Annotated in this window: 21 protein-coding genes; 9 read left to right on the top strand and 12 right to left on the bottom strand. The window is 42.3% G+C overall.

The genetic code is table 11. The features are described from left to right. Window positions 1-84: 84 nt before the first annotated feature. The 3 genes from IEY40_RS04435 to mdh all read right to left on the bottom strand — a co-directional run bounded on the left by IEY40_RS04435 (window position 85) and on the right by mdh (window position 4,772). Window positions 85-2,364, bottom strand: coding sequence for a TonB-dependent receptor (locus tag IEY40_RS04435; protein WP_188953755.1), 2,280 nt, complete (start codon window positions 2,362-2,364; stop codon window positions 85-87). Window positions 2,365-2,592: 228 nt separating this feature from the next. Further along, window positions 2,593-3,555, bottom strand: a complete 963-nt coding sequence (locus IEY40_RS04430) for an extracellular catalytic domain type 1 short-chain-length polyhydroxyalkanoate depolymerase (protein ID WP_229777004.1) — start codon at window positions 3,553-3,555, stop codon at window positions 2,593-2,595. Window positions 3,556-3,836: 281 nt separating this feature from the next. Further along, window positions 3,837-4,772, bottom strand: a complete 936-nt coding sequence (gene mdh / locus IEY40_RS04425) for a malate dehydrogenase (protein WP_160052574.1) — start codon at window positions 4,770-4,772, stop codon at window positions 3,837-3,839. Between the two features lie 485 nt (window positions 4,773-5,257). Here mdh and IEY40_RS04420 point away from each other — a divergent pair, with 485 nt between their 5' ends. Then, the gene (locus IEY40_RS04420) at window positions 5,258-5,707 is read left to right on the top strand and encodes a GNAT family N-acetyltransferase (protein ID WP_188953753.1); all 450 of its coding nucleotides are present in this window, start codon (window positions 5,258-5,260) and stop codon (window positions 5,705-5,707) included. A 99-nt stretch (window positions 5,708-5,806) separates the two neighbouring features. Here the strand turns inward: IEY40_RS04420 and IEY40_RS04415 are convergent, their stop codons facing one another. Then, the gene (locus IEY40_RS04415; protein ID WP_188953751.1) at window positions 5,807-6,943 is read right to left on the bottom strand and encodes an endonuclease/exonuclease/phosphatase family protein; all 1,137 of its coding nucleotides are present in this window, start codon (window positions 6,941-6,943) and stop codon (window positions 5,807-5,809) included. Between the two features lie 353 nt (window positions 6,944-7,296). Here IEY40_RS04415 and IEY40_RS04410 point away from each other — a divergent pair, with 353 nt between their 5' ends. The 3 genes from IEY40_RS04410 to IEY40_RS04400 all read left to right on the top strand — a co-directional run bounded on the left by IEY40_RS04410 (window position 7,297) and on the right by IEY40_RS04400 (window position 8,803). Further along, on the top strand, window positions 7,297-7,890 hold the full coding sequence (locus IEY40_RS04410; protein WP_188953749.1) for a CIA30 family protein: 594 nt from the start codon (window positions 7,297-7,299) through the stop codon (window positions 7,888-7,890). 63 nt (window positions 7,891-7,953) lie between these two features. After that, the gene (locus IEY40_RS04405; RefSeq protein ID WP_188953747.1) at window positions 7,954-8,541 is read left to right on the top strand and encodes an HAD family hydrolase; all 588 of its coding nucleotides are present in this window, start codon (window positions 7,954-7,956) and stop codon (window positions 8,539-8,541) included. A gap of 46 nt (window positions 8,542-8,587) precedes the next feature. Continuing rightward, entirely contained in the window at window positions 8,588-8,803 is a 216-nt protein-coding gene (locus tag IEY40_RS04400) for a TIGR02450 family Trp-rich protein (RefSeq protein WP_188953745.1), read from the top strand. Between the two features lie 56 nt (window positions 8,804-8,859). Here IEY40_RS04400 and IEY40_RS04395 read toward each other — a convergent pair whose 3' ends face one another. From IEY40_RS04395 to slyA, 4 genes are all read right to left on the bottom strand, one after another. After that, entirely contained in the window at window positions 8,860-9,741 is an 882-nt protein-coding gene (locus IEY40_RS04395; RefSeq protein WP_188953743.1) for a tetratricopeptide repeat protein, read from the bottom strand. Window positions 9,742-9,912: 171 nt separating this feature from the next. Beyond that, entirely contained in the window at window positions 9,913-10,941 is a 1,029-nt protein-coding gene (locus tag IEY40_RS04390; protein ID WP_188953741.1) for a DUF2955 domain-containing protein, read from the bottom strand. 115 nt (window positions 10,942-11,056) lie between these two features. Further along, window positions 11,057-12,115 (bottom strand): HlyD family secretion protein, encoded by a 1,059-nt coding sequence (locus tag IEY40_RS04385; protein ID WP_188953739.1) that lies wholly within the window; start codon window positions 12,113-12,115, stop codon window positions 11,057-11,059. Window positions 12,116-12,145: 30 nt separating this feature from the next. Next, window positions 12,146-12,610: a transcriptional regulator SlyA gene (gene slyA, locus IEY40_RS04380; protein WP_188953737.1), complete on the bottom strand. Its 465-nt coding sequence runs from the start codon at window positions 12,608-12,610 to the stop codon at window positions 12,146-12,148. A 292-nt stretch (window positions 12,611-12,902) separates the two neighbouring features. On the opposite strand from slyA, the gene IEY40_RS04375 reads away from it, so the two are divergent. The 3 genes from IEY40_RS04375 to IEY40_RS04365 all read left to right on the top strand — a co-directional run bounded on the left by IEY40_RS04375 (window position 12,903) and on the right by IEY40_RS04365 (window position 18,001). Continuing rightward, a complete protein-coding gene (locus tag IEY40_RS04375; RefSeq protein WP_188953735.1) occupies window positions 12,903-15,185 on the top strand; it encodes a nitric-oxide reductase large subunit in 2,283 nt (760 codons plus the stop codon). A 151-nt stretch (window positions 15,186-15,336) separates the two neighbouring features. After that, window positions 15,337-16,887 (top strand): nitric oxide reductase transcriptional regulator NorR, encoded by a 1,551-nt coding sequence (gene norR / locus IEY40_RS04370; RefSeq protein ID WP_188953733.1) that lies wholly within the window; start codon window positions 15,337-15,339, stop codon window positions 16,885-16,887. A 196-nt stretch (window positions 16,888-17,083) separates the two neighbouring features. Next, on the top strand, window positions 17,084-18,001 hold the full coding sequence (locus tag IEY40_RS04365; protein WP_188954541.1) for a L,D-transpeptidase family protein: 918 nt from the start codon (window positions 17,084-17,086) through the stop codon (window positions 17,999-18,001). A gap of 116 nt (window positions 18,002-18,117) precedes the next feature. Here the strand turns inward: IEY40_RS04365 and IEY40_RS04360 are convergent, their stop codons facing one another. Next, the gene (locus IEY40_RS04360) at window positions 18,118-18,885 is read right to left on the bottom strand and encodes a polymer-forming cytoskeletal protein (RefSeq protein ID WP_188953731.1); all 768 of its coding nucleotides are present in this window, start codon (window positions 18,883-18,885) and stop codon (window positions 18,118-18,120) included. Window positions 18,886-19,029: 144 nt separating this feature from the next. Here IEY40_RS04360 and zapE point away from each other — a divergent pair, with 144 nt between their 5' ends. Next, window positions 19,030-20,271 (top strand): cell division protein ZapE, encoded by a 1,242-nt coding sequence (gene zapE, locus IEY40_RS04355; protein WP_188953729.1) that lies wholly within the window; start codon window positions 19,030-19,032, stop codon window positions 20,269-20,271. A gap of 48 nt (window positions 20,272-20,319) precedes the next feature. On the opposite strand, the gene IEY40_RS04350 is transcribed toward zapE, so the two are convergent. After that, on the bottom strand, window positions 20,320-20,619 hold the full coding sequence (locus IEY40_RS04350; protein ID WP_188953727.1) for a DUF3081 domain-containing protein: 300 nt from the start codon (window positions 20,617-20,619) through the stop codon (window positions 20,320-20,322). 149 nt (window positions 20,620-20,768) lie between these two features. Here IEY40_RS04350 and IEY40_RS04345 point away from each other — a divergent pair, with 149 nt between their 5' ends. Beyond that, window positions 20,769-21,722 carry a sodium-dependent bicarbonate transport family permease gene (locus IEY40_RS04345; protein WP_188953725.1) on the top strand — a complete coding sequence of 318 codons (954 nt, stop codon included), beginning with the start codon at window positions 20,769-20,771 and terminating at the stop codon, window positions 21,720-21,722. Between the two features lie 72 nt (window positions 21,723-21,794). On the opposite strand, the gene IEY40_RS04340 is transcribed toward IEY40_RS04345, so the two are convergent. Next, on the bottom strand, window positions 21,795-22,763 hold the full coding sequence (locus IEY40_RS04340) for a sensor domain-containing diguanylate cyclase (protein WP_188953723.1): 969 nt from the start codon (window positions 22,761-22,763) through the stop codon (window positions 21,795-21,797). 74 nt (window positions 22,764-22,837) lie between these two features. Next, a complete protein-coding gene (gene glnE / locus IEY40_RS04335) occupies window positions 22,838-25,693 on the bottom strand; it encodes a bifunctional [glutamate--ammonia ligase]-adenylyl-L-tyrosine phosphorylase/[glutamate--ammonia-ligase] adenylyltransferase (RefSeq protein ID WP_188954539.1) in 2,856 nt (951 codons plus the stop codon). Between the last annotated feature and the right edge of the window lie 131 nt (window positions 25,694-25,824).

Here is a 25,824-nt window from a genome sequence, read left to right as displayed (position 1 = left end):
CGATAAAAAGAATAACCGGTTCTGATGAGACCGGCTATTCTTATCTGACCTGATGTGATGGTCTCCTTAAAGTGACCACAACGATTAGAACGTATAGCCAACCGTTAATGAAATAGTCTCTGGGTCGCCATAGTAACCAATTAAGGTATTATCGCCGCCTAAGCCAGGGGTGAAATCACCATCGCCTGTTGGTGTGACAAAAGCGTAGTTACCGACCAAGTACTCTTCATCTGTGACGTTTTTCCAATGTAATCCAGCATTCCAATGACCATCATTGCTATACCAATTTAGGCCAAAGTTAAGCAAACCATAGCCATCTTGGCTCAGTAGGTTATCCACTACCGCTAAATCGTAATCGCTGCGGTAATAGTAATTACCGTTAAAGATAAAGCTGCCAATATCTGATTCAATATTATAGCTAAAGCCTAGGTTGGCTGTGGTATCTGGGGTATTAGTAATGGTGTAGGTATCGCTAATATCAATTTTAGTTCCGAGTTCATCGTAAGAGATTACTTCGTCAAATGACGCATCAATTAAGCCGATGTTGGCAAACAAATCCAGTGATTCAGTAGCCGCAAATTCAACTTCAAGCTCTAAGCCTGTGGCGGTTGATTTACCTATATTGCCTAAACGTTGATTAAGGTCTGAATTATCATCGCCAGGTAACACTGTCACAAACTGTCTGTCTTTATGATCGAGATAAAATGCGGTGGCATTTACACGAAGATTATCGTTCCACTCACTTTTAAAACCAATTTCGTATGAGTTGACCGTTTCAGGATCAACCGCAGGCTCGGCTCCCGTTGCCCTTGGGTTAAACGTGCCCGATTTAAAGCCTTGTGAGTAGCTGGTAAATACCATCAAGTCATCATTCACTTGATACTCTAGACCCACTCGTGGATTGAATTTAGACCATGTTTCTTCATCGTCGAGCACTTTAGGGATCTGTGATTCAATTAAGGCGTCATCGCGTACAAAACCAGGATACCAGCCGGTTTCAGGATATATGCTATCGAATATCACTCCGTTATATACCGTGGCTTCTTTAGACTCGCGAGTATAGCGACCGCCTAATGTCATCGACAGTTTTTCGGTAAAGCTGTATGACCCTTGCACGTATGCCGCGTAGCTTTCGCTATTATTACAACCGCTAACCTCGCGAGTTAACCCACCAAATGCTTTAAAGGCTTCTTCTAAAATCGCATCAAAAACGCCACAGGAGTCACCATCAAAATAGTAAATGCCAGAGACTAAATTGAGATTGTCACCAACATAGTTAACTTGAAACTCTTGGCTAAATTGCTCATCTTCATAAATAGCCGGCACATCAAAAATACGTAAGCTGGTATTATCAAAGTCGATATTGGTGAGTGACTCGCCTTCACGCTTAGCTGTCACCGATTTAGCGCTCCAATTCTCATTGAAATTATATTCAACCGTCGCACTCCAGCCTTCGGTTTCGACCTTATTCCATGTCGGCATACTGGTGTAAGAGTCGTATTTACTGTCTGGCACAGGGGCATCGGTTAACAAACTAGGAAGCAGTCGATAACCCCCTTTTGAATTAGAATCATCTTGGGTTTTATCATACGTAAAACGCATAAACAGATCGTCGTTAGGTGTGTATTCAACACTTAACCGACCCGCCATAACATCTTTATTATAGTTTTCGGTATCTTGGCCATCTAATGCCGAGGTTTTAAACTCCCCAAAACCGTCACGGTTTAAACTCGCAAAGGCAAAACCGACATAGAGTTTGTCGTCAACAATGGGTAATTGGCCTGCAATTTTGGCATCCTTTTGGCCATAACTGCCAACGGTACCTTTAAGGCTTAACTCACCATCGCCAGACATCTTTTTGGTCACATACTTAACTGCGCCACCAATAGTATTTTTGCCATATAACGTGCCCTGTGGCCCTCGAAGAACCTCAATACGTTGCACATCAAGAATATCTAACACCGCACCTTGCGGACGGGCAATATAGACATCATCAATATAAATGCCGACACCTGGCTCGTATCCCCACAATGGATCTTCTTGGCCAACACCGCGGATAAAGGCTGTTAGTGTAGAGTTAGTGCCTCGGCTTGATTGCAATGTGGTGTTGGGGGAAAACTGCTGAATTTCTGTCATCACGCTGATGCCATTTTCGGCTAACTCTGTGGCACTAACCGATGTCACCGCCACTGGCACATTTTGCAAACTTTCCACGGTTTTACGTGCGGTCACTTCAATGCGTTCTAGTACAGGTTGTTTAGCGCCGCTGTTATTTTCATTTTCTGCGGCTACAGCATGCTGCGCGGTTAACACTGACGAAATGGCTAAGGCAATGCAGCTCATTTTAATCGTATTCTGTTTCATACAGGTCCCCGTTGTAATAGTTATTATTAATGGTTTTACTTATTGCAAATTCTAATTAACAACTCATTTTGCTTATTGGTTTATTGACTATTCTTTGTTCACACATTGACTGTATCGCATTTTCAAGTTTATTGAATCGGTACTATAGTAGTATGCCTTTCGTCCTAAACGGCTTAAGAAACATACGAGTAATTACTAACAAAAACAGCAACATAGATAAAAAGTTAATTATATCCCCCAAAATGTAATCACTTGATTAACACTGCTAATTGGTGCTTTGAGCAAAAAGTCACTTTCTTTTCCGCCGTGTTCTATGTCTGGATTAACGGCAATACCATGACCAAAATCATTGATAGTGACGAGTTCGATAGCAGTATTATTTTGGCCATTTTTCCAGCGTGAAATACTGTAACCAGACTCATGCGACACCACTGGCTGAGCGTTAGATTGAGTTAACACTTGCCACTGAGCGGCAAGCATTTGCGCATTATTAGCGTTGACGACATTGTCACTGTCACCAGTCCAAATCGATAACGACGGCCAAACGGCTTGCTTTGGGTGTATCGACTTAACGTATTGCACAAGTTCGTCGACACTTTGGGCTGGTCCACGCTTCATACAAGAAATCGCTTTAATCAAATTATCGGCACAAGGATATGGCAAACCAGCAATCACGGCTCCTGCTTGGAATAAATCAGGGTAATTAACCAGTGCAGCACTTGCCATGGCACCGCCAGCAGATAGGCCAATAACATAGACTTGCTTGGTCCCGAGCTTATGCTGAGTCGCAGTTATCATGTTTTTAATCGACAACATTTCGCCGCTATCGATTTGAGTGTCTTGGGCTGAAAACCAGTTGAAACATCCTTTCACGTTATTGTCATAATTTTGCTGTGGTACTAATACTGCAAAATGATTCGCTATTGCTAATGACGTTAACCCGCTTTTGTTCGCCAGCTCGACACCGTCTTGAATACAGCCATGCAGTAACACCACCAAAGAGGTCTCCTCTGGATGAGAAACATTTGAGCCATCAGTCGCTGGAAGATAAAAGCCTGTCAGCGCACCGGGATTATCACCAAAATCAGTGAGTGGGGTATAAGGCATGTCAGTTGCTTGAGCCGGTAGAATCAAAAAAATCCAACCGAGTAAAAGCAGCGGCATGGTTAAGCTGTATTTTTTATTTCTCATTTCAGCGGTTTCCAAATTTAACATATTAGTAACTTGCAGAATTTTGCTCGGAACAGCAATGGCACTTTAGATCCACATGAAAAATAATGACGCTATGTCGATGAAAGGTTAAACAATATGCTGTAGCAATGAAGGATTGTGAGGTATAAATATTGTGAAAAATGAAAAATGAAAAATGAAAAATGAAATAAGAATAAATCTAGGTGCTAGGCGCTAGGCATTTTAAATAAAAAAAACGCGAAACCATTAGCTTCGCGTTTTTTAGACCATCGATTTGTTAATTACTTAACAAATTCAACGCCTAATTTGATGTCACCTTTAAGGGTGTCTAACATTGCATCGCGAGCGTTAGCTTCAAATGCGCTGATGTCACCGTAAGGTAATACTTTTTCTACGCCATTTTTGCCAAGTAGGATTGGCTGTGCGAAGAATGTAGCGTGCTCACTGCCGCCGTCAACATAGGCACATTCAACCACGTTGGCTTCGCCTTGTAGACCACGAACCAATGATAAACCAAAGCGACATGCTGCTTGGCCCATTGATAATGTTGCGCTGCCGCCACCGGCTTTAGCTTCAACAACTTCAGTACCTGCGTTTTGAATGCGAGTTGTCATTGCGGCAACTTCTTCATCAGTGAAAGTCACGCCTTCAACTTGAGAAAGTAGTGGAAGAATCGTCACACCGCTGTGGCCGCCGATTACGTTAACTTTAACATCAGCAACGTTTAAGCCTTTAAGCTCAGCGATAAAGGTTTCGCTGCGAATAACGTCAAGTGTTGTGATACCGAATAAACGGTTTTTGTCGTAAACACCGGCATTTTTTAATACTTCTGCAGCAATTGCCACAGTCGTGTTAACTGGGTTAGTAATAATACCCACTAGTGCTTTAGGGCAAGTTACAGCCACTTTTTCCATTAGGTTACGCACGATGCCAGCGTTGATGTTGAATAGATCTGAACGATCCATACCAGGTTTACGCGCTACACCTGCAGACATTAATACGACGTCAGCATCAACTAATGCAGCCGTTGGATCTTCACCAGCAAAACCTTTTACTTCTACGTCTGTTGGGATGTGACTTAAGTCAACCGCAACACCCGGAGTAACAGGAGCGATGTCATATAGAGACAACTTTGAGCCCGCAGGCAGTTGAGTTTTTAACAGTAAAGCTAGAGCCTGGCCGATACCACCAGCAGCACCTAATACAGCAACTTTCATAATTATCTCCATCAATTTATGCAGTTTGTGACATTGATCTAAATTGTCGTGGCGTCACATTACTGCATCGTCACAATAATTTCAATTATACGTTAGTGGACAGTGGTAAATAAGTGAGCACTAATAAGGTTTACGCTAAAGCGTGTGCATGAATAATACTCAAGATTATCCTCACGCCAGAGTGAAATCCCTTATCGACATAACCTCTTTTTATTCGCTACAAACAGTCAGTTTACGTGTATAAATATGCACCAGCTGTTCGATTTAGGCTGTAAACAAAGGCACTGCAAGCCATTGTTGCCTGTTCAATGTTTACTTACTCACGGCATCAACCCCGATAACGCTGATTTTATCCCATGTGTTTGCTCATATGCTCTTACTAAGCGGTGTTATATTGGCGTACACTAAAACTGCCGCAAACGAATAAATAAAAATTCAATAACAACCGCGGCATTCCTCAATATCCAATTATTTGCGAGAGTTTCATGATAATAAGAGCTGGCCAACATGCCGATTTACACGCGTTAGTTAATTTTAACCAAGCCATGGCAATGGAAACCGAAAACCTCACCCTAGATGCAGACAAGCTCACTCAAGGCGTTGAAGGTTTACTAACTCATCCTGAACGGGGCGTTTATTTAGTCGCTGAAGTGAATGACGAAATTGTAGGTTCGCTGATGGTTACTTATGAGTGGAGTGACTGGCGCGCCAGTAATTATTACTGGATTCAAAGTGTGTATGTTCGCCCGCAAAATCGTCGCCAGGGTATTTATGGCAAGCTTTACCAGGCAGTAAAAGACTTTGCCGCGGCCAATGGTGGTACAGCAAGCTTTAGATTATATGTTGAACATGACAACGCCGTTGCTCAAAAAACCTATGAGTCTCTTGGCATGCAGCAAAGTCATTATTTGATGTACGAAGAAAACATCAAATAGGCGTGATTAAGCCAAGAACCCACAATATCGCACCTGCAAAAATAGCATCAGTAAAGCCAATGCTTTGCTGATGTTTATTAAGGCTAAAATTATCTAGACTTAGGTTCTGACGCTAAAGCGCATCATCACTGGTGCGTGGTCAGTACTGTCACTGTCGCGTTCATAATCGGGTCGAACAAGGTGCCTGTCGAAGGTTTGATAATCAATAACATGCGCCAAGTTTTGCTGCTGAGTGGGATTAAACTCACTCGACACTAAAATATAATCAAGCACAGATCCTGTGTTGCCATAATAGTGTGTAGCTTGTCGTGCAGCATGTGGTTCGTCATCAAGTAACGATGCTGATTCAAACTCATCTTGCGCCAATGTCGCGTTGCACTTAGTGGCGGCGATAAATAGCTCATAACTGTCGTACAAACTGCTTTGATGCAATTCTGCCATTAAAGAGGTTTCGCCGAGCTTGGCCAATTGCGGGTCTTCAATATCACTGCGAAACACCCGCAGTTGATTATTAAAGGCCGCTAGCAACTCGCTGCCTAAAGTGTCATTAAAGTCGCCCATGAGCATAAACGGTTGCTGGCTTTGTTGGCGGCGCATTAACATTTGATGGCACAGCAATGCAGATTCACTGCCGCGTTGTAAACTCGATGCCCAACGTCCAAGTACCTGCCGTGCCACAAAATCTGGCCCGCCTTGCAAACCACTTTCGCTAATATCTTCACGGCTTACGCCGCTGCGTTTTGATTTAAGATGAATAACATAACAATCGCATGGACCAAATACCGGTAATTGAATCGTGGCCCGTAAAGGTTTACGGCTAAAGGCAAAGGAGTCAGCTAAGCCTAATTGAGCAATCCATTGCGGATCGGGGCTGACATTAACTGATTCCACAATCGGATATTTTGATGCAATAGCCACCACAGGGCTGCGGTATACGTAATCGCTCACCACTTCAGGCTCATCTAAGGCAATGAAATAGTCATACCCCAATGATTGGGTCAATTTAGCTAAGGCATCTGGGCTAAACACTTCTTGAAAACCGATAATATCTGGCTGACTTTGATTAATAAAATCACTTAACCAGGCACACTTTTTTTGCCATTGTTTGTCGCTGTAAATGTTTTCAAAATCATAAAACGCATAAGGCGGTTCAATAAAGTTAAATAAGTTAATGCTCACCACATTAAAGCTAAGTTCTTGGGCTGCAGGTGATGATCCATCGTTTACGTTTAACATATGTTAATCCTAATAAAACCTCATACTAGGATACTGATTTGTGTGATAGAACGCCATGAATAACAAGACTCAGTTTTAGCTCATTAAGCGCTTATATTGAGGTCTGTTGAGTAAATCAAAAATAAATTGAACCGAATCCCAATGACTCACGTAAAACTTACCAATGAATGAATTAAGCGTTATTGATTAGCCACTAGGACATTCATTGCCATTAAATCAGACCCGATTTAACCCTATGTATGAAAGTGTAACCAACCTCCGTAAGACCCTTTGGCTTATCTCTCACCCTGATAAGCCATTTTTTTACGGCGAAATTTACCGAACCAAAACGAAACGATACTGATAGGGGATCAATGATGTTAGCCTTTAACACTGATAAACTGATTAAAAACACCTTGACCAATAGCGCTGTTGTCGCGGTATTGTTAATCAATCCGGCTTACGCAGCGAGTGAGGATAATATGTTATTTCGTTTTGCAGATGAGGATCATTTTGAACGCTGGCAGATCAATAATGACACCGTGATGGGCGGCGTATCACAAAGCCAAATAAAGCAGAATCAACAGCAAGGCCTGTTGTTTACCGGCAATGTATCGTTAGACAATAACGGTGGATTTGCATCTACAGAGTCTCGATTTACGCATCAAATATCGACCGCATCAACACTCACCATTGCTGTTAAAGGTGACGGTAAGGTTTATCAACTGCGTTTAAAAACACCCCAATTATCTTATGGTGAAGCCTACGTTGCTAACTTTACAACCCAAGCGGATACACTGACAGAACACACTTTTACCGCAACAAATTTTACTGTCAGTTTTAGAGGGCGAGTGATAAACAATGCGCCGACATTAAATCTGCTGGAAATTGAGCGTATTGGTTTTCTTGTTGCACAAAAACAGCAAGGGCCGTTTGCAATTGAGTTAACATCTATTGCGTTTGAGTAATAACTACACATAGTCATTTATCAAATAAAAATGATCAAAATAAATCAACCTTAAGGCTAAACATTGAAATTACCTGTGCAAATTAAAGGCATTATTTTCGACTTAGACGGCACTCTTGTTGAGTCGAGTTTAGACTTTGAGTTAATTCGCCAACAAATCGGCTGCCCAGAAGGTATCGACCTGCTCAAATATGTCGATGAATTAGGCTGTCAATCTAGCCAGGCTCGCGCCAATAACATTATTATTGAACATGAATACCAAGACGCGATAACAGCCAAACCCATCAAAGGCATGGCCGAATTAATTAGCGCCATTGAAGCAGCAAAACTACCTACAGCCATTGTTACCCGTAACAGTCTTGCGGCCAGCACAATGAAAGTAAAACAAAATGCTATCGCCATTGACCACGTTTTAACCCGTGAAGACTATCCGGCCAAACCAGCTCCAGATGCACTATTAGCAATTGCAAACCAATGGCAAATTGAGCCTGCGCATATTATGTATGTTGGTGATTATTTATATGACATTCAAGCAGCCAACAATGCCGGAATGATAGCCTGTTTAATTACTCATGGTGTTGAAAGCCGCTATCAAGATCTTGCCGACATTGTGATTGAAGAGCTCAATCAACTACTGCCTTTCATCCAGTAATCTGGTGCTATTATCCTAGTCTGTTACATTTGAATGTGAGAATCCCATGAATCAAATTCACCCTAAAAAGTTACTCCACAGCAAATGGACCAAAGTTGAGGTGGTTAATAAGCTTAAGCACTTTAGCGTAATAAAAGTGGAATATGACGAGCAACAGAATGTGATTGAATGCATTATTCGCGCAGAAATGAACGCCGCAGAATTTGCTATCGAATGGCGCGATTTGAAAGATCCGCTGCAGTGGAAAATAGGCTGGCAATAAAAAAGTGACTCGCCATGAGTCACTTTTTATTGAGTAAAGACTCGTTTATTGACTATTTATCTAATTATAAATATCGATTCTGTTCTAAAGGAAATAGTCTCTAAGCCCCAATCAGCTAGCATTGCATCGCCAATACGTAAGCTATCGCCTTCACTGCTACACCCCCACATTTTAGCGCATGTTTGCCCAGGAATATTTGAGCCTGTGCCTTTTGATGTATCGGGGATCATGTGATTTAACTGGGCAATATGATCGCCAAACATACCCTCAAAGGTATCCATTTTGACATCAAGGGTTTCCATTTCGCCTTCTGGGAAAACAACCGCCGCAGTTTGCTCTACAGAAGTGTTTTGCTCTTGTTTTAAAGTCACAACATCTTGCGCAATCGAGCCATATAATGCCGTTAGTGGTAAATCTTTAGTGGTCTCGTGCAAATAGAGTGTCTGACCATAATTCTTTGCTGCATAGTTATTTTCTTCATAGGCACGAGTCAGGTACTTGTCAGCTTTAACCATATCTTCATCAACCATACCGCCACCTAAATACATCTTGCCAAGTAGATACGATGATTGAGAATGGCCCATTTTTGAGGCGTACTCTAAATATTCAATGCCTTCTTCAACATCTTTTAAATGCGTATCTTGCAAATACAATACGCCAGCTTTGTATTTAGCATCTAATACGTATTTGCCTGCGCGTCGATACCACTTTAACGCCATATCTAAGTTTTTATCCGTGCCATAACCGGCATAATAAAACTCACCTAACATTGCCATTGCAGATGAGTGACCTCGTTTAGTTAAAATACGATAAGCCTTAAAGTATTCAACACATTCTGATGTTTGACACTCTGGTAATTGACTTGCTTCACTTTTGGTTGGGGCAAAAATCAGAAAGCTAGCCAAGAGGCTAAAAATAATTGTTTTATGTTGCATCATGCTAATTCCATTTAATGAATGTTTTTATACTATTAGCGCTAAAGCTAAACTTGTCTATAGTATGAATGGATTAAAAAATAAACAGAACAAACGACCGTTTAACAAATATTCAACATAACGTGAGTGTTACTGGGGGCTGTAGATAAATAAGCGGTATTCATTATATTTCAATCACACGCCAAATCGTGTTGCTGCAAATTGATTTAATAATCGATGTACCAGATAACACAGTAATAATGTGGCGACGATGGCAACTAAAATACTGCTTATACGGTATAACGCACTAAAAACGAGATCATTATTTGGCGTAAGGTACTGGCCAAATAATATACCTAAGGTTGTCATAGCGCCAAAACCGACCCCTGAGCCGCTGGCCTCTTTAACGTGCACCTGGCTAAATAACATTAAACCTATCCACAAAAGTGGTATCACGAACAAAAGCATGCCAGACCAATCATAAAGTAATGCCTGCCCGACTAAGCCAAAAATTACGCCAAATAAGGTCCCTATAGCACGCTTTCTGGCATAGCCCAGTGCGCCATTCCAATGCATGGGAAATAACAATAATAAGGTTGTGGCTTGGGCAGACATTGAATCTTGTAAATTAAACATCTGAAACACAATAAACGACGCGGTAGCGATAGAGGCACCCAATAATGCTTCGTGGCGCATACGATTAGGCGCTTTTGCAATACTGGCCATTGGTGGCCTTGGTTCAACGTCTGGCCATAATGCTGTCATCGCATAGGCGATAATCACCGAGGCGATTGTCGCCCAAAAGTTACTGAAAATAAGGTTATTAATGTCCATGCCCGGATAACTGGCAAAGTGCAGCATAATGCTTAAGCTGATCACACCATTAGCACCGAACAAAAATAAACTGCCACGAGACATGGCGGCAAACCGATATAAAAACAGTAAGAAAACGATGGGTAGCATAACCCCTGGATGACCGCCAAATAAGCCGCCAAGAATGCCAACCTCAAGCCCAGCAATTACCGACGAAGCCAACAATTGCCGCATGGCGTGAGCGTTCATCACCGGAACTAATCCAAGTAATAACATCGGCGTGACGGTAAAAAACACCCCATAATTTAGGTCGAATAATTTGCAAATCGCAAAGCCCAGTGTGGCACCTGTGGCAATGCGCAAACATTGGCGTAAATCATTGGTAGTTAACGGACTATGACGTAATAACATCGGCATACCTTCAAGATACGTCACGACAAACAATAGGCTTGCCGCGACTTTAGTGGCGCAATAAGGCGAGTAACAACATCTAGATTTTGATCGGGATTAAAAAATTAGATCGAAATTAATAGATATAGTGCAGTACGCTAATGAGCTTAATCTGTACTTTGGCTAAAAAACCTAGCGCCACATTATTAGGCACTAATTGCACAGTGGCGCGCGCACCGGCTGGTAAGGTATTAACCACTTGATGATCTAAGGCTAAATGCAAACGTAAACGCTGAGCATCACGCACCCATCGCGCCGACGCTTCTGGCGTGGCTAAACGTCCATTAGCATCAAACTGCCCTGCACTGACTCCAGCATCGACATTACTGACTTTAGCTTGATATAAACGTCCTGGTTGACCGTCAAAAGTAATATAAGCGGTAGATTGGGACTCTATTCCTCTTAAGCTTTTTTCTCTAAAGTCGGCAATGATATCGACCTTTTCAGATACCACTGCGAGCAATGGCTGACCAACCGTGGCAAAACTACCAACTTCGAGTTGGAGATTAGTTACCACCCCATTTTGATCTGCGCGCACTTGGGTGTATGACAGATTTAACTCCGCCTGAGCTAGACGATTTTGAGCTTGGCGCATTTTTAGATTATCTGCACCATCATGCCCGCGACTGACCACTAACTGACTTAAACGCGCATTGGCTGCCATTAAATTGGCTTCTGCTGTTGAGGCATCACTTTGTGCTTGATCAGCTAATTGCTGCGACACGCCTCGACTCGCGTAAAGTGCATCAAGCCGTTTTGCCTCACTGCGTTTTTGCCGTGCACTACTTTGCTTAGCGTTAACGTCGGCTTGAGCGGCTAATATCTCAGCATCAAGCTCAGCATTATCTTGTTTGGCTTGTTCTAAGGTTAAATTGGCTTGTTCAAAAGCAAGTTCATATGGCGCGGAATCGATACTAAATAACACATCACCTTTAGCGACCACTTGGTTGTTTGCTACAGCTATCGAGGCAATTTTACCGCTCACTTGTGGTGTCACTTTAGTCACCATACGTGTTGCCATTGCCTGTGGGGTCATTGGCATCATGGCGTCGGCAAACATAAAGTAGCCAAACACTGATACAAACAGGAATATGGACACTTTAACGAGTCGTGCAAATTGTTGATCTGGGGTCATATACTTTCTCATTACTCATTTTTCATGTTATTACGCAGAGTTTTTATCCAATGTAGCCAGTGCGTTTTCACTGATTTGACTGATAATATTTTCAAACTCATTGAGTTGTTGCTGGCTAATGCCGGCTAATAAATTACGTCGCACTAGCATGATTTTACTTTCCATCTGCTTAAGCATCTCGATCCCATCAGGGGTTAAGCTGACAATGCGTGCCCGTTTATCTTTTTCGCAGCAACGGCGCTGCACATAGCCCTGCTCTTCTAATTGATTAAGGGTGCGCATTAATGATGGCAATTCAATTTCTAACGCATCTGCAAGCACCTTTTGACTGACGTTGTCTCCTAAGCGCAATAGCTTCCACAATGCTGTCCAGCGAGGATGAGTAAGACCTAGCGGGATTAATTCTGCATCGGCAGCCGTTCGCCATAAGCGGTGCAATCGACCTAAATTTTCAGCTAGAGATAGTTCTTTCAATCTTTCTAATTCTTGGGACATGATTAACACTCACTTAGTTAGCGTGCTAAGCATTATAACTAGTTAGCATGCTAAGTAAATATCTTTATCGAATAAGGTAAACCACGATGAAATAACAGAGTAAATATAATACCGCTGTCATTTCGACATCAAACAGTCTTATTGACACATATACTGTGTGTCAATAAGACATTTAAAATAAACAACTAAAACCACTAAAAACTTATTAATCAATAGCTTGTTTGAAAAATAAAAGTTGGCACGTCTTGTGTAATGTCATCGGTATCAAAATGACTTTGCGCTAAGAGGACTTATGAGCAAAAACAAACTCACCGGCATTGCACTATTAATCGTGCTTGTGGCTTCCTTCACTGTATTACTTAGTTTAGGCAGCGGTATATACCGAGAAAAGCCGCCTATTCCAACGGCGTTTACTGACACCAGTGGCCATCCCATATTTACCGAAAACGATATTGAGCAAGGTCAACTTGTTTGGCGATCAATGGGTGGACATCAGTTAGGATCAATTTGGGGTCATGGCTCTTATGTGGCACCAGACTGGACTGCTGATTGGTTACACCGCGAAGCACAAGCTTGGTTGTCTATTACGGCTAAAGCACGTTTCAATCGTGATTTCGCAGAACTCGATTCTGAACAGCAAGCAGGGTTAGAAAAAGCCCTCAGAAATGATATGCGCCATAATACGGTTGTCGAAAGTGCAGAGGATAAAACCTATGTTACGCTTTCAAACACCAGAGTTGCGGCGATAAATGAAGTGACTCAACACTATTTATCACTTTTTGGTGACGATCCTGCACTGTCATCACTGCGCGAACAATATGCCATGAAAGAAGGCACTATCACCGATGCCAGCCATCGTGAATTGCTAAATGCTTTCTTGTTTTGGGGCTCATGGGCCGCGGTAACCGAGCGTCCTGGTTACGATTATACTTACACCAATAACTGGCCGTATGATCCTCAAATCGGCAACTTACCGACGTCAGACAATATCGTGTGGTCAATATTAAGTGTCATCACATTGATCTTAGGCATTGCGATGTTAATTTGGCATCATGCCTGCTGCAAAGAAGAGTCATTACCAGAACCCGCTAAGGAGGACCCGCTTTTTTACACTAAGCCAACCGCATCGCAAAAAGCGGTAGGCAAATACTTTGTAACCGCTATTGGTTTATTTTTACTACAAATATTAGTGGGTGGCATCACCGCGCATTACGCAGTAGAAGGCCAAGAGTTTTATGGCATAGCCATCTCTGAAATCTTACCTTATTCGGTGACGCGTACCTGGCACACTCAACTCGCCGTATTTTGGATTGCTACAGCATGGTTAGGTACTGGATTATATATTGCACCTGCATTATCTGGTTATGAGCCGAAATATCAACGCCTTGGCGTTAATGTATTGTGGGTGGCTTTAGTGGTCGTGGTATTAGGCTCAATGGCGGGTGAATGGTTAGGCGTACAACAATATTTTGATCTCGACATGAACTTCTTATTTGGTCATCAAGGCTATGAATACATTGATTTAGGCCGTGTATGGCAAATCCTATTACTGGGTGGTTTATTGATTTGGTTGGCACTGGTTACGGCATCTATGCGCCCTGCATTAAAAGTGAGTAGCGACATGCAACCGGTTATTTGGGTGCTGTATGCCTCATGTGTTGCCATAGGTTTGTTTTATGGTGCAGGCCTATTTATGGGCAAACACTCAAACCTTGCAATTGCAGAATACTGGCGCTGGTGGGTTGTGCATTTGTGGGTAGAAGGCTTCTTTGAAACCTTTGCCACCTCGGTGATTGCCTTGATGTTAGTTCGCTTAGGCTTGATTCGTGCTCGCAGCGCTAATGGTGCTGTATTGTTCTCTACGGTTATCTTTTTAACGGGTGGCTTAATCGGCACCTTGCACCATCTTTATTTTACTGGCACTCAAACCTCAGTCATTGCATGGGGCGCAATATTCTCAGCACTTGAAGTTGTGCCATTAGCTCTCATAGGCTTTGAAGCAATGGAGACCTATCGATTACGTAAAGCCAGTCCTTGGATGGAGCGTTATCATTGGGCCATTATGTTCTTTGTCGCCACCTCATTTTGGAATTTAGTAGGTGCTGGGGTATTGGGGTTCTTAATCAACCCACCTATTTCGCTGTACTTTATTCAAGGGTTAAACACTACGGCTACCCATGCTCACGCAGCATTTATGGGCGTATACGGCATGTTAGGAATGGGATTAATGCTGTTCTGCTTACGTGGATTAACCGGCAATATGCAATGGAACCATAAATACCTTAAAGGTGCATTTTGGACATTAAACATCGGCTTGGCTGCTATGGTATTTATGTCACTATTACCTGTGGGCATCGTGCAGTTCTTTGCCGCTATCGACCACGGTTACTGGTATGCTCGCTCACCAGCGGTTATTCACAGTGAGTTAGTTGAAAACCTCGTATGGATGAGAATGTTCGGCGACATTATCTTCAGTATTGGCGGATTATTGATGGCAACGTTCCTATTTGACCTGATCAAAAAAGCCATTAGCAGCAAGAGTGCTAAAGCGAAACAAACCGTCGCATTGGCATAACACTAGCTCCGAGTAATAAGATAACTCAACTCACAAAAGGGCCCTTTTATGAACATAGCGGCCCTTTTGTGATCGACATAACCTATTGGCACTTGTTGTTATATTTACATTTGTCATAATGACAATCACTTAGTTTCTATTGGAGTTGGTCATGGCGTTAAGTCAAACAGATCTCACTCGTATCGCTCTTGATATCACAGCAAATTTATCTAATCGCGATCGTTTTTCACGCTTATTGACCACGCTTAGAGAGACCCTTGATTGTGATGCCGCTGCATTATTGTCGTTTCAAGGTCATCAATTCACTCCGTTAGCTATAGATGGCCTCAGTGCCGATGTACTAGGCCGGCGGTTTATTGTTAATGAACATCCAAGGCTTGAGGCCATAGCTAGAGCTGGCGATATAGTTCGTTTTCCTGCCGACAGTATATTGCCTGACCCCTATGATGGTCTAATTCCTAATGTAGACGGTGATTTAAAAGTGCATGCCTGCATCGGCTTGCCGTTATTTGCAAACGAGCAGCTGATAGGGGCATTAACAATCGACGCACTCGATCCGAATAAATTTGATCAGTTCAGCAATAATGAATTACGCAGTATTAGCGCCATTACCGCAGCTTCACTTAATAATGCGTTATTAATTGATAAACTCGAAAAACAAGCTAATAACTTCACCATTACCAGTAGTAAACCTTCAGGCCAGCTCGACACAGCAACAGAGATTATCGGCCAAGATGATGCGTTTTTAGCCTTACTTAATGAGGTGGATGTGGTCGCGGCCACAGAATTAAATGTACTGATTTTAGGCGAAACGGGCACTGGTAAAGAGCTTATTGCAAAAGCCGTACACCAGCATTCGCCCAGAGCTCATAAATCACTGGTGTATTTAAACTGTGCAGCATTGGCTGAGTCAGTTGCAGAAAGTGAGTTATTTGGTCACGTAAAAGGTGCTTTTACAGGTGCTATCAGCCACCGCAGTGGTAAATTTGAAGTAGCCGATAAAGGCACGTTATTTTTAGATGAAATCGGTGAGCTGCCACTGAACTTACAAGCAAAATTATTACGGGTACTGCAATACGGTGATTTACAAAAAGTAGGTGACGATCGCAGCCTAAAAGTGGATGTAAGAATTATTGCCGCCACTAATAAAGATCTTAAAAGTGAAGTATTAGCAGGACGTTTTAGGGCCGATTTATATCATCGTTTAAGTGTATTTCCTGTTGTTGTCCCACCACTTCGTGAGCGTCCACAGGATATTCATTTATTAGCCGGTTTTTTTGTTGAACGCTATCGTCAACAACTGCAACTCAGTCATTTAGGATTAGACACCGCAGCGCTGTCATTACTTAAGCAATATGACTGGCCAGGTAACATTCGCGAACTTGAACATGCTATTCATCGCGCAGCTGTATTGGCTCGTTCGGCTGGCGTCCACAATGGTATGTGCATGATTCAACCTCAGCACTTTGAGTTTGCTTCACATCACGATGAAAAAGCGCTACCCCATAAAGCTATTGGCATTAAACAATCAGTAACATCTTTACCACAAATGAACTTACGAGATGCAACAGATCAGTTCCAACGTCAATTTATTGAGCAAGTACTGGCCCAAACTGAGAGTAATTGGGCTGCGACAGCACGCAGCCTTCAGCTTGATTCAGGCAACTTACACCGTTTAGCCAAACGCTTGGGATTAAAATGAGTAAAGTGCAAAAAAATCAGTTGAGTTTTTAAGTTTAATAAGTGACGATGCGCGCTATTACACCAATTCGATTAATGATGTGATCATTCTGAGAATAATTGGAATTTGTACGGCACTGTATAAATAGTCAAGCTTGGCAAGATATTGTAACCTGACTAATATAACGTCTATTTTTAGGAATAATGTACCCCTTATGATGATTTCGTTACGCACAGCATTCGTAGCCACGACTGCGATATTATTAAGCTTCTCAAGCACTGCGGTTGAATATCGTTTACCGACTAATGGCAGTAAATTAGTGGGTGAGAACCAGTATTATGTGGTTCCAGAAGAAGGCAAGCTCACACTAGAGCAAATTGCAGCCAAATTTCAATTAGGCTTAACCAATCTTACAGAAGCCAACCCTGGCGTTGATCCATTTTTACCAAAACCAGGTAGTACCTTAATTATTCCTCACCAGTTAATCTTGCCGGACACCAAGCAAGAAGGCATTGTGATTAACTCTGCTGAAATGCGTTTATATTATTATCCTAAGGGTAAAAATGTCGTTGAAGTGTTGCCTATCGGTATTGGTCAAATAGGCCGTGATACCCCTGAAAATTGGGTGACGACGGTACAACGTAAACGCGCTAACCCAACGTGGACGCCAACGGCAAATACTCGTCGTATTTATGCATCTAACGGCATTACCTTACCAGCGGTGTGGCCAGCGGGCCCAGACAATCCTATGGGGTTATATGCGCTGTATGTCGGTAACCTATTTGCGGTACACGGCACTAATGCCACATTTGGTATTGGTTTGCGTGTGAGTTCTGGCTGTATCCGTTTACGCGACGAAGACATTAAGCACTTATTTGAAACGGTCCCTGTTGGCACTCGTGTTGAATTTTTAAATAAACCTATCAAAGCGACTGCGGAGCCAGATGGTAGTCGTTATCTTGAAGTGCATGAGCCACTGTCTAAAACTCAGGCTGAGTTTGATTCAAAAGAGCCTGTGTCATTGACGTTAGACAAGAACATGACGCGTTTTCTGGCTCATCCAGAAACAGACTCAACAACGTTAAAGCGTGTATTAGAAAAACGTACTGGTATGCCAACACGCATTAACCCATAATTGCTCTTGGCCTTAATAGGCCTAGCACATTAACAAAAATGGCTTGATTACTTCGTGTTAGCGGATGTTAATCAAGCCATTTTTTCATTTTTTGACGTTTTAATCTCTTGCTTCAATCAAGGCCTTAATTCAATATCTTGCTCATTGGTTTCATCGGTATTGAGCGTGTCACCCAGCGTCTGATTGATTTGCTCCAATGCATGTAAGTCTTCCATTGCTGTATTAATATCGGTTTGTCCTGCGCCAATAAGCTCTTCATGCTGTTCAACAAATGCACTTTGTTGTTCAACATCTTGCATTAATAATGCAGCATTTTCTGTTATATCACTTGAGGTTTGCCGACTCTGATTGGCTTGGCTTGAAGCCGAATCAGGTGATGTATTTGGCGACGTTATGACTGAATTGATTTGCGGTAAAAATAGAATGCCCGCGACAATAATGACTCCAGCCAAAGCAGCATAAGCCCATTTAGGTGCTGAAGCGGGTTTATTTGAGTCGGTCATAGCTGGCATGTTAACTGTTGTCGAGCCTGCTTCAGGTTCAGGTAATACTGATGGCTCAGGCCCTTTGGTACGCATACCAATAAATTGGCCGCCATCATAAATTTCCATTTGATGACTCGACACTTCGCCGTCAACTACGCCAGAACTGACAATCACTAGCTTATTACAGTGTAATTTCCCTTTGAACACGCCAGAGACACGTATTTCCTGGCAAAACACTTCACCTTCAACCTCACCGCCAACAGCAATCTGAATCTGATGACTTGAACTAATTTTACCTTTAGTTTTGCCTGCAATCATTGCAGGACCACGAAGACTCATATCACCCGCTAATGACATGTCGGCACCTATATAGGTTATCCCCTTATTCTTATTATTCACTTAGCATCCTTTTCGGGTTTAGGGTTAATAAATTGTTACAGGTAACCATAAAGCTTAAAGTAAATGTGCTGCATAATAAAGCCTATGATTTATGCTATATTACCTAGATCAACAATTTGCCTTTAGTGTTACGTTTATATCCTTATGCCGACATCCGCTAACAATAAATCGAGACCTCCTTCGCTAACAGCACTCACAAATGCCATTGTCTCTGAGGTCATAACGGATTCGCCATTACAGGCATACCAAAAAGCGTTAAATAAAAACCTACAGCAAGACCCCGCACAACAACAAGCGTTGTTGGCATTAGAGATGCTTTATCAGCAACATATAACCACTACATCCCCAGTTGAAGGGTTGTACATGTGGGGAGATGTTGGCCGGGGGAAAACATTTTTGATGGACTTGTTTTATCAATGCATAAATCAATATCATTGTAATAACAAAGCGCCGATACTGCGTCTGCATTTTCATCGGTTTATGGCCATGATCCACCAGCAACTTAATCAAACATCTGGGATCCGCGATCCCCTCTCCCATATTGCCAAACAAATAGCCTCGCAATATCAAATCATTTGTTTTGATGAGTTTTTTGTGTCCGACATTGGTGATGCTATTTTACTGGCTAGGCTGTTTGATACTTTGTTCCAGTCGGGTGTAACTTTAGTGGCTACATCTAACATCCCAATTGTCGACTTATACAAAAATGGTTTACAGCGCGATCGTTTTTTACCCACAATAGATTTACTGCATCGTTTTACCCAAGAGATCCACCTTGATGGTGATAAAGATCATCGCATGACTCAACCAGATCCACAGCAGCAAAATCAAATACCGTTAGCCTGGCTATCGCTACCATCAGTTCAAAATGCTGAAGATATTTTTACTCAAATGAGCCAATTATTTATTCATACAAGTGTGATAAAAGCAGCTAAACAGACATTGCATATCTGCCAGCGCGACATAGCCATCGAAGCTCTGCATGACCGACTCGGCTGGTTTGAATTTTCAGCATTATGCGAAGGCCCAAGATCGGCATTAGATTACATAGAAATTGCTAGTCAATTTAGTTATGTGCTACTAAGTGGCGTGCCGCAGTTAGGGGGTAAAGTACGCAGCTGGATTAGGGCAAGAGGTACTGAAGATGGCTCACAAGCCACCACAACTGGCGAGCGCCAATTGGCATATGCTAGCGAGGATGATCCCGCTCGACGTTTTATTAGCTTGGTAGATGAACTGTATGATCAAAAAGTCATTTTGATCATACACAGCCAATGGTCGCTAGATGAGTTGTATCTCGATGGGGCGCTGTCATTTGAATTTAGGCGCACTTATAGCCGCCTAACTGAAATGAAGCAATGGATTATTTGTGCTGCGACTGAATAACAGCCTACTTAACGGATCTATTTTCACCTAGCAACATATTGTGCGGTTCTATGCCGCTTGATAATTTTCTACGTCATTAAAACGCCTTAAAAAGTTATCAAGTGCATCGTTAGACGGGTATTCAAACTGGTATTTATTGTGAAAAAACACCGTTAAGCTTACCTGTGCATCCGACAATACAATGGTGTAACCGTCATGGTCGGTTTGCGCGCTAATGCCACATAAGTAATAGTCGTTACCGAAAACATTTTTTTTAGTCTTATCGTCTTCAGCCATGCGTTTTTCACCGTATTGAGTGACTTTATTAAACACTTTTAAAGCACGGTGAATATCAATTTCATTTTTCATAATATACGTCCTGTGAATTACACATATTCTACAATACGCTCACAATAACAATGCTGTCCAATAGTCATAAAAAAATTCTTAAAACAGTTCCATTTAGCCATACAACAAGGCAGAATCGCCGTACTTCATAACAGACAGAACCCAATACTATGCCTGATATTGTGATAGCTTTTTTTGCCCTCGGTTTGATCGCGGGGTTAATCAAGTCAGATTTAAAAGTCCCCAAAGCCACCTACGAAACCTTATCTATTTTACTGATGTTAACCCTCGGCCTTAAAGGCGGCATGGCGTTACATGGCGAAACAGCTAACTTAGTGATATCTGAGTTAATCGCGGTTATCGCATTGGGATTTATTATTCCACTGAGTTTGTACCCTTTACTGCGAAAATTAATCCAACTTCCACAAAAAGAAGCCATTAGTATTGCGGCCCACTATGGCTCGGTGAGTGCGGGTACCTTTGCGGTAGTCATGGCAATGGTCGATAAATCACAATGGCCATTACGACCAGAAACCACTCTGTATCTAGTATTACTCGAATTACCTGCCATTATCATAATGCTGTGGCTGCACCGTTATCTGCAGGCTAAAACCGCTGGTAATGAAGTGCACTCATCTGCTGGCAGTATTTTGCATGAGGCATTAACCAGTCGCGGGGTTGTATTGTTATGTGGTGGCGTTGTTATTGGCTGGCTATATGGCACCACTGGCATGGCTCCTTTAACACCGATGTTGTTAGCTGGATTTAAAACCTTGTTAGCATTGTTTTTACTCGAAATGGGGATCAGCACGGCTAAAGTGTGTTTTCCTATTCCTTATAAACAATGGCGTTTATTGGCTTTTGCTGCGGTGGCACCGTTTGTGTTGGCCTGGGTAGGTATCGGATTAGGCTTTGCACTAGAGTTGCCATCGGGCAGTATTTTAGTACTTGCCGGATTAAGTGCCAGTGCCTCTTATATCGCCGCTCCTGCGGCAATTAAAGCCGCGATTCCTGATGCCAATATTGGTTTGGCAATGCTGGCGTCTTTAGGGATAACGTTCCCCATAAACGTATTAATTGGCTTACCTATGTATCAAATGTGGATTGAGCAGATTTTGCTGTAGTTTGGCCATATTGAGAATAAAAATAACAAGCCAACGGTTTAAAGCCGTTGGCTTGTTATTATATTGCGTGAATTAAACGCTTTTATGATGCTTAGCTTTTTCTCTAAACATGGCTTGGTCAGCAAGTGCGAGATATTCACATAAATCCAAATCTTGTTTCGCTTGCCGGCTAGCCACACCCAAGCTATATGCTAAACCATAGGATTTACCGTTTTGTTGGTTGTGCTGCTTCACTAAATCAGCAAAGCGCTGTAACAATGAGTCAAGAGACATTTGATCTCTTTGACTAAGTAAAACAACAAATTCATCTCCAGCAAAACGAGCTATAACATCAGACTCTCTAAAGCAGTTAATCAACAAGTTAGCAAAGCTCTTAAGCGCTATATCACCTTCTTCATGGCCGAATTCATCGTTAATTTCTTTAAAATAATCAAGGTCAAAAAATATTAGACTTGTGTTTAAGCCGAGTCTGTCAGTATTGGCGAGAGTTTTCTCTGCTAATAATTCAAAACCACGACGATTAGAAATAGCAGTGAGTGCATCTAATATATTTTGCTGAATCGATAATAATTCACCTTCAACTAATCGGCCTAAATCCTCTAAAGCTTGCTCATCTTGTTTGCTAAACTCTTTAGGCTGATCGTCAATAATACACAATGTGCCCACGCGCATGCCATTGGGCATAGTTAAGGGGAAACCGGCATAAAAACGAATATTAGGCGAGGCAAGAACCAGTGGGTTGTCGGCAAAACGGGGATCATTTAAGGCATCTGGTACAATCATGACTTCAGGTTGATTAATAGCATGGCCACAAAATGAAATATCTCGACTAGTTTCGCATACATCTATGCCTTGAACCGATTTAAACCATTGCCGATCGCTGTCTACCAAATTAACTAAACTTATCGATACCGAAAAGAGTCGTCGCGCTAGGCGAGTAATGCGATCAAAGCGTTCCTCTGCAATGGTATCAAGCACATTTAAACCTCGAAGAGTTTCGAGGCGCGCATGCTCATTTTCAGGTATTGGCGCTAACTGCATTAATAAGGCCTTTCTATAAATCAGTGTGTTCTAATAAAAGCAGTAAAGTAATTAAAATACAAATTTAAGTCTATTTAGACAGATAATATTTCATTGTAAATTTCAATCACGGCGTCTGTTTTTTGTTCCACTACATCATGAGGTAACTTACCAGGTAATTGCTGTAACGTCAGTTCATGGTTTTCATCACGAAGCCAGCAATAAGTTTGCGTTAGGTGCTGCGCGTGCATTACAGGGATTAACTCTAAGTCAGCTAACACCTCAAAAATCCGCACATTGTCAGACCAAATGGTCAAGTCTTGATGTTGATGTGCGTAAGCAAGAACCAAGTATTGAGCAATAAACTCAATATCGGCAATGCCACCCGCGCTTTGTTTAAGATCAAACAGCCCTGGTTCAGGGTGTAATAAATGATCGCGCATTTTAGTGCGCATTTCACGTACCGCCTTTGCAAGCTCTGTTTGATCTCGTTCAAGTTGTAATATTTGTCCACGAACTTCACTAAATCGCGCCGCTAATGCATTATCACCAAAAACAAAACGTGCTCTGACTAATGCTTGATGTTCCCATGTCCAAGCTTCAGTTAATTGATATTGACCGAACTGTTCTATTTCGCTCACCAACAGTCCAGATGCACCTGACGGGCGTAAGCGCATGTCGACCTCGTATAACTCACCAGAGGTTGTGCGAGTGGCAAACAAATGCACAATGCGCTGAGCCAGTTTTAAATAAAAATGACTGTTATCGATTGGACGCTCACCATTAGTGCTACCCGCGCCACTATGACCATGTAAAAACACCAAATCTAAATCGGATCCATAGCCCAGTTCAATGCCGCCTAACTTGCCGTAACCTATTACCGCAAAGCCCATATTACTTGGAGTAGTACCTTCAGGAACACCATGTCGAGCCGCAACTTGGTGCCATGCTTGTAGCACGACCTGTTCAATAATTGCTTCAGCTAAAAAGGTTAAATGATCGCTCACTTGCATCACTGGCAATACACCAGTGACATCAGCTGCGGCAATTTTTAATTGCTGCGACAACTTAAACTGTCGCAGTGCTTCCATTTGCTGCTCCATGTCATCTTCTGGCACACGCAATAAATATTGACGTAACTCACTTGGGTAATCATCAATGGAGGTAATGTCATATAACTGCGATGGATCAATTAACTCATCAAGCAGCATTGGGAAATTAGCTAGCTCACGTGCAATCCACGGACTGGCACAACATAAGCTCACTAATTGTTGTCTTGCTCCAGGGTTTTCACATAACAACTCAAGGTAGGTGGTACGAGTTAAAATTTTATCCAGTACATTAGACACCGGCTTAAATGCCAAGCTGGGGGTAGATTGATTAAATAACTCTTCAAGTAGTTTTGGCATGAGTTTGTCTAAGGTTTCACGGCCACGAGGGCCAATTGAGCGTTTAGACACGGTTTGACGCCAGTCACTTAACATTGGCCATAGCGCTTCATCTTCGATTTGCTGCTCTTGCAGTAACGTTGCTGCATCATCGTCTTGTTGAATATTCCAAAACAAAGATGACCAGTGATCATTGTAATCTTGATTATCATTGCCACCGACAGTGGCATTAAAGTGACCGTGGATAGTAGACATCGCCGCTGCAATTTGTTGGCGCAGTTGTGCTTCATCGGCAAGATCAAGCGGCACACACAATCGTTGCCAATCAAGATCATTATTGGGTAAAGTTTGCGTTTGCTTGTCGTCAATGGCTTGTAATAAGTTTTCCACTCGACGCAGTAAAATATAGCTGTGTTTTAACTCATCGACCGCGAGATACTCTAATTGGCCAAGGCTGTATAAAGTGTCAATGGCACCAAATAAACTTTGTTGGCGAAGAGCGGGTTCGCGGCCACCACGTATTAACTGAAAGCTTTGTACCACGAATTCGACTTCGCGGATACCGCCTGCGCCCAATTTAATGTTGTCAGTTAATTGTCTACGTCTGACTTCTTGGGCAATCAGTTGCTTCATTTTACGTAATGATTCAATGGCTGAGAAATCGATATAACGTCGATAAACAAACGGGCGTAACAAGTCGTGTAACTCGTCGCAATACCCACTCCACGGCCCGAGTACACGAGCTTTAACCATGGCGTAGCGTTCCCAATCTCGCCCTTGCTCTTGATAATAATCTTCTAAACCACTAAAACTGACCACTAACGGCCCGCTTTCACCATAAGGACGAAGGCGCATGTCTACACGAAACACAAAACCATCGACGGTGACTTGGTCAAGTATATTGACGAGTCGCTGCCCCATTTTGATAAAAAACTGTTGATTAGCTTGAGTACGACGTCCGCCGACCGTTTCACCATGTTCAGGAAAAGTAAATATTAAATCGATGTCTGATGAGAAATTAAGTTCGCGGCCGCCCAGCTTGCCCATACCCAAAATCAATAACGGTTGCGGCTTACCTTCAGCGCTTGAAGGAGTGCCAAATTGTTTGCACATGTCTTGATAAACCCAATCGCGGCCAGCAATTACAAGGGCTTCTGCTAAAGACGACAAATCAAGTAACGATGCTTCGACCGCAGCGTAATTTAAAAAGTCGCGCCACGCTAACCGCACCATTTGCAGATTACGATAACGACGTAACACAGACTTTGCTTGCTCTTCTTGGGTAATGTCTTCTAAAAGATCATGTAATTCGATATCAAACTGGCTGCGCGCAACTTCTGCTAAGAGACCATTAAATAGTTGCGGGATCCACTCAGGATGACGACATAATTGCTCAGCAATAAAATCACTTAAGCCAAACACTAACTTTAACTCTTGTTGTTGCTCGGCAGTCAATGCTGTTTTAGCTTCAGGCCAAACTTCGCAGAGTCTTAACCAGTAACGATCTGCTGTTTCGACTAGCGCTGCAGATAACACCTTGTTACTTTGGTTTTGCATGGCAATAAATATCCCTAAAGAAAATGAATGTTGGACATATTATGTCGTGAATGCTATATCTAATGATCAGTCTATTGATGCAGATTAATATCATTGACATCAAGATTACTATAACCTGTGTCATATTGAATTAGCAC

Origin of the sequence: Shewanella ulleungensis (genome assembly GCF_014648315.1) — a bacterium.
Classification (GTDB): Bacteria; Pseudomonadota; Gammaproteobacteria; order Enterobacterales; family Shewanellaceae; genus Shewanella; species Shewanella ulleungensis.
The sequence above is the reverse complement of the archived record's forward strand: the minus strand, read 5'-3'. Positions and strand labels throughout refer to the sequence as shown.

Coding starts and splice junctions, on each gene's coding strand:
- IEY40_RS04435 (WP_188953755.1), bottom strand. CDS start 2,364: ATGAAACAGAATACGATTAAAATGAGCTGCATTGCCTTAGCCATTTCG.
- IEY40_RS04430 (WP_229777004.1), bottom strand. CDS start 3,555: ATGAGAAATAAAAAATACAGCTTAACCATGCCGCTGCTTTTACTCGGT.
- mdh (WP_160052574.1), bottom strand. CDS start 4,772: ATGAAAGTTGCTGTATTAGGTGCTGCTGGTGGTATCGGCCAGGCTCTA.
- IEY40_RS04420 (WP_188953753.1), top strand. CDS start 5,258: ATGATAATAAGAGCTGGCCAACATGCCGATTTACACGCGTTAGTTAAT.
- IEY40_RS04415 (WP_188953751.1), bottom strand. CDS start 6,943: ATGTTAAACGTAAACGATGGATCATCACCTGCAGCCCAAGAACTTAGC.
- IEY40_RS04410 (WP_188953749.1), top strand. CDS start 7,297: ATGATGTTAGCCTTTAACACTGATAAACTGATTAAAAACACCTTGACC.
- IEY40_RS04400 (WP_188953745.1), top strand. CDS start 8,588: ATGAATCAAATTCACCCTAAAAAGTTACTCCACAGCAAATGGACCAAA.
- IEY40_RS04395 (WP_188953743.1), bottom strand. CDS start 9,741: ATGATGCAACATAAAACAATTATTTTTAGCCTCTTGGCTAGCTTTCTG.
- IEY40_RS04390 (WP_188953741.1), bottom strand. CDS start 10,941: ATGTTATTACGTCATAGTCCGTTAACTACCAATGATTTACGCCAATGT.
- IEY40_RS04385 (WP_188953739.1), bottom strand. CDS start 12,115: ATGACCCCAGATCAACAATTTGCACGACTCGTTAAAGTGTCCATATTC.
- slyA (WP_188953737.1), bottom strand. CDS start 12,610: ATGTCCCAAGAATTAGAAAGATTGAAAGAACTATCTCTAGCTGAAAAT.
- IEY40_RS04375 (WP_188953735.1), top strand. CDS start 12,903: ATGAGCAAAAACAAACTCACCGGCATTGCACTATTAATCGTGCTTGTG.
- norR (WP_188953733.1), top strand. CDS start 15,337: ATGGCGTTAAGTCAAACAGATCTCACTCGTATCGCTCTTGATATCACA.
- IEY40_RS04365 (WP_188954541.1), top strand. CDS start 17,084: ATGATTTCGTTACGCACAGCATTCGTAGCCACGACTGCGATATTATTA.
- zapE (WP_188953729.1), top strand. CDS start 19,030: ATGCCGACATCCGCTAACAATAAATCGAGACCTCCTTCGCTAACAGCA.
- IEY40_RS04350 (WP_188953727.1), bottom strand. CDS start 20,619: ATGAAAAATGAAATTGATATTCACCGTGCTTTAAAAGTGTTTAATAAA.
- IEY40_RS04345 (WP_188953725.1), top strand. CDS start 20,769: ATGCCTGATATTGTGATAGCTTTTTTTGCCCTCGGTTTGATCGCGGGG.
- IEY40_RS04340 (WP_188953723.1), bottom strand. CDS start 22,763: ATGCAGTTAGCGCCAATACCTGAAAATGAGCATGCGCGCCTCGAAACT.